At 69.1% G+C, this 4,832-nt stretch carries 4 protein-coding genes; all 4 read left to right on the top strand.

Translation table 11 applies throughout. The features are described 5' to 3' along the window. On the top strand, positions 1 to 216 hold a 216-nt coding region (locus tag AC1DU6_RS20215; RefSeq protein ID WP_477859147.1), incomplete at its 5' end, for a hypothetical protein. A gap of 73 nt (positions 217 to 289) precedes the next feature. After that, a complete protein-coding gene (locus tag AC1DU6_RS20210) occupies positions 290 to 2,026 on the top strand; it encodes an ABC transporter ATP-binding protein (RefSeq protein ID WP_477859145.1) in 1,737 nt (578 codons plus the stop codon). Then, positions 1,974 to 3,800 (top strand): ABC transporter ATP-binding protein, encoded by a 1,827-nt coding sequence (locus AC1DU6_RS20205; RefSeq protein ID WP_477859143.1) that lies wholly within the window; start codon positions 1,974 to 1,976, stop codon positions 3,798 to 3,800. Before AC1DU6_RS20210 ends, AC1DU6_RS20205 begins: the two co-directional genes overlap by 53 nt. 46 nt (positions 3,801 to 3,846) lie before the next feature. Then, on the top strand, positions 3,847 to 4,832 hold a 986-nt coding region (locus AC1DU6_RS20200; protein WP_477859142.1), incomplete at its 3' end, for an FAD-dependent monooxygenase.

The following is a 4,832-nucleotide window of genomic DNA, read 5'->3' as shown; positions in this document are numbered from 1 at the left end:
AACTGGGGCTCCCTGAACGATGCCGCGTTCAGGAAACGCAGTCTTTCGTTTGCGCCGCCCTTTCTTTCCGGCTTGCTGGCTACGCTGCTGATCGCGATGCATCCCGACGTCGAGGTTCGCGCTTTTTGGTGGCTTCCGCTTTTGCTCGATCCGAGCATTGCATTTGCGCTGTCGGCCACTGCGGTCATGGCGCTGGTTCGTCGGCTCCGCGCCTGATTTTTCTCATCACCGGGCGACACTCGCCCCTTGCATGTTGTCGACAGTCCCTGTTTTCGCCAGCCTCTCCCGCATGCTTGCCGCCTTTGTGCGCGAGCACTGGCGCGCCTACGCCGCCGCGGGTGCCATGCTCACCTGCATCGCCGCATTGACCGTCTGGATCCCCCGCCAGGTCGGCCATGTCGTCGACGACCTCGTCGCCGGCGGCCTGAAGGGTGATTCGCTGCTGAAACAACTCGGCCTGCTCGTGCTGGCCGGGCTCGTCATCTACCTGCTGCGCGCCGGCTGGCGGCTGACCCTCTTCAAAGCGTCCTTCCAGCTTGGTGCACGACTGCGCACGCGGCTCTACGCGCGCCTTGCGCTGCAAGGCCCCGCCTACTTCCAGTCTCAACGCACCGGCGACCTGATGGCGCTGGCGACCAATGACATCGACACCGTCGAGCAGGCCGCCGGCGAGGCGATGCTGGCGGGCTTTGATGGCACGCAGACGCTGGTGCTGGTGCTCGCGATGATGACGATCGGCATCGACTGGCGCCTGGGCCTCGCGGCCCTCGTGCCCTTTCCGTTGATGGCGCTGGCTTTCTGGTGGATCTCCAACCATCTGCACCAGGCCGCGCAGGACTCACTGGGCGCCTTCAGTGGCCWGAACCACCAGGTGCAGGAAAGCCTGTCCGGCGTGCGCACAGTGCGCGCCCTGGGCCTCGTCGCGCGCAGTGAGGCGCAGTTCACCGAGCTGGCCGAGAAGGCGGCCGAGGCGAGCTTTCGCTCGCAGCGCTGGGAGGCTGCCTACGAGCCCGCCGTCGGCATGACGCTGTCCGCCGCGTTCGCCATCGCGCTGGCCGTGGGCGGCTGGCTGGTGGCGCGCGGCGAGATCAGCATCGGTCAGCTGACGGCCTTCACGATGTACCTCGGCCAGTTGATCTGGCCAATGTTCGCGGCGGGTTGGGTACTGGCATTGCTGGAGCGCGGCCGCGCGGCCTGGACGCGGCTGGCGCCGGTGCTGGACGCGCCGCTGACACTGACCGATGAGGGCAGGGCGGCGCTGCCGGCCCACGCCGAACTGCGCGCCGACGGGCTGACCTTCAGCTTCCCCGGCGCCAAACGGCCGGCGTTGGAAGGCGTGGACCTGGCACTCGCACCGGGCAAGACGCTGGGCGTCGTCGGCGCGACCGGTGCGGGCAAATCCACTTTCGTGCGCTTGCTGCTGCGCCAGTCCGAGCCGGACGCGGGCCGGCTGACGCTGGGTGGTGTCGCATTGCCAGAACTGCCGCTCGCTACGCTGCGCGCCCACATCGCCTGGGTGCCGCAGGAGCCGTTTTTGTTCTCGGCCTCGGTGGCTGACAACATCGCGCTGGCCAAGCCCGGCGCAACGCGCGAAGAGATCGAGGCTGCAGCACGCCTGGCTGCCGTGCACGACGACATCGCCCGCCTGCCTGAGGGCTACGCCACGGAGGTCGGCGAACGCGGCGTGACGCTGTCGGGCGGTCAGCGCCAGCGCGTCGCCATTGCACGGGCGCTATTGAGCGATGCACCGTTGCTGGTGCTGGACGACGCGCTGTCCGCCGTCGACACCGGCACCGAGACCGACATCCTCGACCACCTGCGCGAGCTGCGTGCCGCGCGGCCTGATCGCAGCGTCATCGTCATTGCGCATCGACTCTCGGCCGTGATGGATGCCGACGAAGTCATCGTGCTCAAGCAGGGCCATGTCATCGAGCGCGGCACGCATCAACAGTTGCTGGAGTTGGGCGGCTGGTATGCCGCTCAGTGGCGCTATCAACAGATCGAGGCCAGCCTTGAAGCCGCCTGAAACCAAGCCGACGGAAAAACCGTGGAAGAGCGTCGGCCTGCTGCTTGATGCAGCGACGCCTGAGAAACCCCACCTCATCCAGGGCGGTATCTGGCTCGTCCTTGCCGCCGGCCTCGAAGTGCTCGGCCCCATCCTCGGCAAGCGCTACATCGACCACCACCTGCTGCCGCGCCAGTTCGACATCACCGAGATGGCCACGCTGCTGGCGCTGATGCTGCTGACCGGCTGGGCCGCGAGCTGGATTCGCTATGCCCAGCTGTCGCGCATGGCGGGCGTGGCGCGGCGCTCGGTGCTGCGCTTACGCGAGCGCGTCTATGCGCACGTGCTGGCGCTACCCATGGCCTTCTTCGACAAGGCCATCACCGGCCAGCTCGTCAGCCGCGTGACCAACGACACCGAGGCGGTGAACCAGCTCTACCGCCAGGTGCTGTACGTGATGCTGGACTCGACCATCGTCGTCTTCGGCTCGCTGGTGGCGATGGCCTTTCTCGACTGGCGGTTGATGCTCATCGTCGCGACGCTGGTGCCGGCCATGGTGGTCATCATCCTGGGCTACCAGAAGCTGTCGGCGCCGGCCGTGGCGCGTACGCGCCAGCTGCGCAGCGACATCAACGCGCAGATGGCCGAAAGCATGGCCGGCATGGCGGTGCTGCAGGCCAGCGGCGCGGCCGGCCGCTTCGGTGCGCGTTTCGAGACGACGAATGCCGAGCACCGCCTGTCGCGCATCGCCGAGCTGCGCGCCAACGCCTGGCTGCTGCGGCCGGCGCTGGATTTGATGAATGTGCTGCTGCTCGTCACCGTCATCTACAGCTTCGGGCGGCGAGAGATGTCGGGGCTGGAGGTGGGCCTGCTGTACGCCTTCCTCAGCTACATCGCCCGGGTGGTGGAGCCGCTGATCCAGATCACCATGCAGTTCGGCCAGCTGCAGCAGGCCATGGTGGCGGCGTCGCGCGTGCGCACGCTGCTGGAGGAGGATGAGCACCGCGGCCCGGCCCAGGACGGCCGCGGGATTGCCCAGGGCAGCATCCGCATCGAGGGGCTGAGCTTCGGCTACGACCCTGCAAGGCCGGTGCTGCATGGCGTCGACGTGGACATCGCGGCGGGCAGCTTTGTCGGCATCGTCGGCCACACCGGCAGCGGCAAGAGCACGCTGCTATCGCTGCTGCTGCGCTTCTACACAGCGCAGGCCGGGCGCATCACGGTGGACGGCCAGCCGCTGGCCAGCGTGCCGGACGCGGCCTTTCGCGACGCGGTGGGGCTGGTGCCGCAGGAGCCTTATCTGATGTCGGCCAGCGTGCGCGACAACATCGCGATGGGCCGGCCGGGCATCAGCGAGGACGACATCCAGGACGCGGCCACGGCGGCCCGCGCGCACGACTTCATCACGGCGCTGCCGCAGGGCTATGACACCCGGCTGGGCGAGGGCGGGGCGCGCGTATCGACCGGGCAGAAGCAGTTGCTGGCGATGGCGCGGGCATTGGCAGGCTCACCGCGCATCCTGTTCCTGGATGAGGCGACCAGTAATATCGACAGCGCCACCGAGCAGCGCGTGGGTGAGGCGCTGACGGCGCTGCGCGGGCGCGTGACGGTGGTGGCCATCGCGCACCGGCTGTCGACCATCCGCGCCGCCGACCAGATCCTCGTGCTCAACCACGGACACCTGCAGGAGCGTGGTTCGCACGAGGCGCTGATGGCGATCGAAGGCGGCTTGTACCGCCGCCTGGTCGAACTGCAGACACTGGAAGAGCCCGACGCCGAAGCCGAGCCTGTCTGACCTGCATCAAGGCGCCGTTGCGCTCCGCGGCCTAGGCTGCGCGACCATGAATGAACTCGTCCGCACTTCGCCGCAAGTCCTGATCTGCGGCGCCGGCCCGGCCGGCCTGGCGCTGGCCTGCGCGCTGCACGACCGCGGCCTGGCCGTGCGCGTGCTGGAGCAGGCCGATGCCACCACGCTGGCCGCCCCCGCGGACGATGGCCGTGAGATCGCACTCACGCACCGCTCGCGCCGCGCGCTGGAAAACCTGGGTTTGTGGGAGCACCTGAGCGACATCGCGCCGCTGCGCCGCGCTAGTGTGTGCTCCAGCGGCTCACGCACGGCGCTGCCTTTCGAGTCGAGTGGGCAGGATCTCGGCTGGCTGGTGGCCAACCACCGCATCCGCGCCGCGGCCTGGGCCGGCGCGCAGCAGCGCGGCATCGAGGTGCTCTGCGGCCGCACGGTCGTCGGCTTTTGCCGCGAGGGCGAGATGGCCACCGTGGACACGCGTTGCGGTGAGCGCCATCTGGCGCCGCTGGTCGTCGCGGCCGACAGCCGTTTTTCGCCGCTGCGCCGCCTGGCCGGCATCGGCGCCCGCCATCGCGACTTCGGCCGCAGCGCGCTGCTCGTACCGCTCGCGCACGAGCGCGACCATGAAGGCGTGGCGCAGGAATGTTTTCTGCAAGGCCACACGCTGGCCTTGCTGCCCAAGACAGGGCGGCGCTGCTCGGCGGTGTGGACGGTGGCGAACACCGAGCTGCCGCGCCTGGCGGCGATGGACGAGGTGGCGCTGGCCGCCGCCATCGAAGCCGCCGCCGAGGGGCGGCTGGGGCCGATGCGCGTCGACGGTGCCCGCCATGTCTATCCGTTGGTGGCTGTGTGGGCCGAGCGTTTCGTCGCGCCGCGCCTGGCGCTCATCAGCGACGCGGCGGTGGGCATGCACCCGGTCACCGCGCATGGCTACAACCTGGGGCTCTACGGCATCGAAGCGTTGGCGCAGCGGCTGGATGCGGCCCGCGATCCGGGCGAGATGAGCGCGCTGCTGGCCTATGA

Source organism: Roseateles sp. P5_B10, assembly GCF_056400485.1.
The sequence above is the reverse complement of the archived record's forward strand: the minus strand, read 5'-3'. Positions and strand labels throughout refer to the sequence as shown.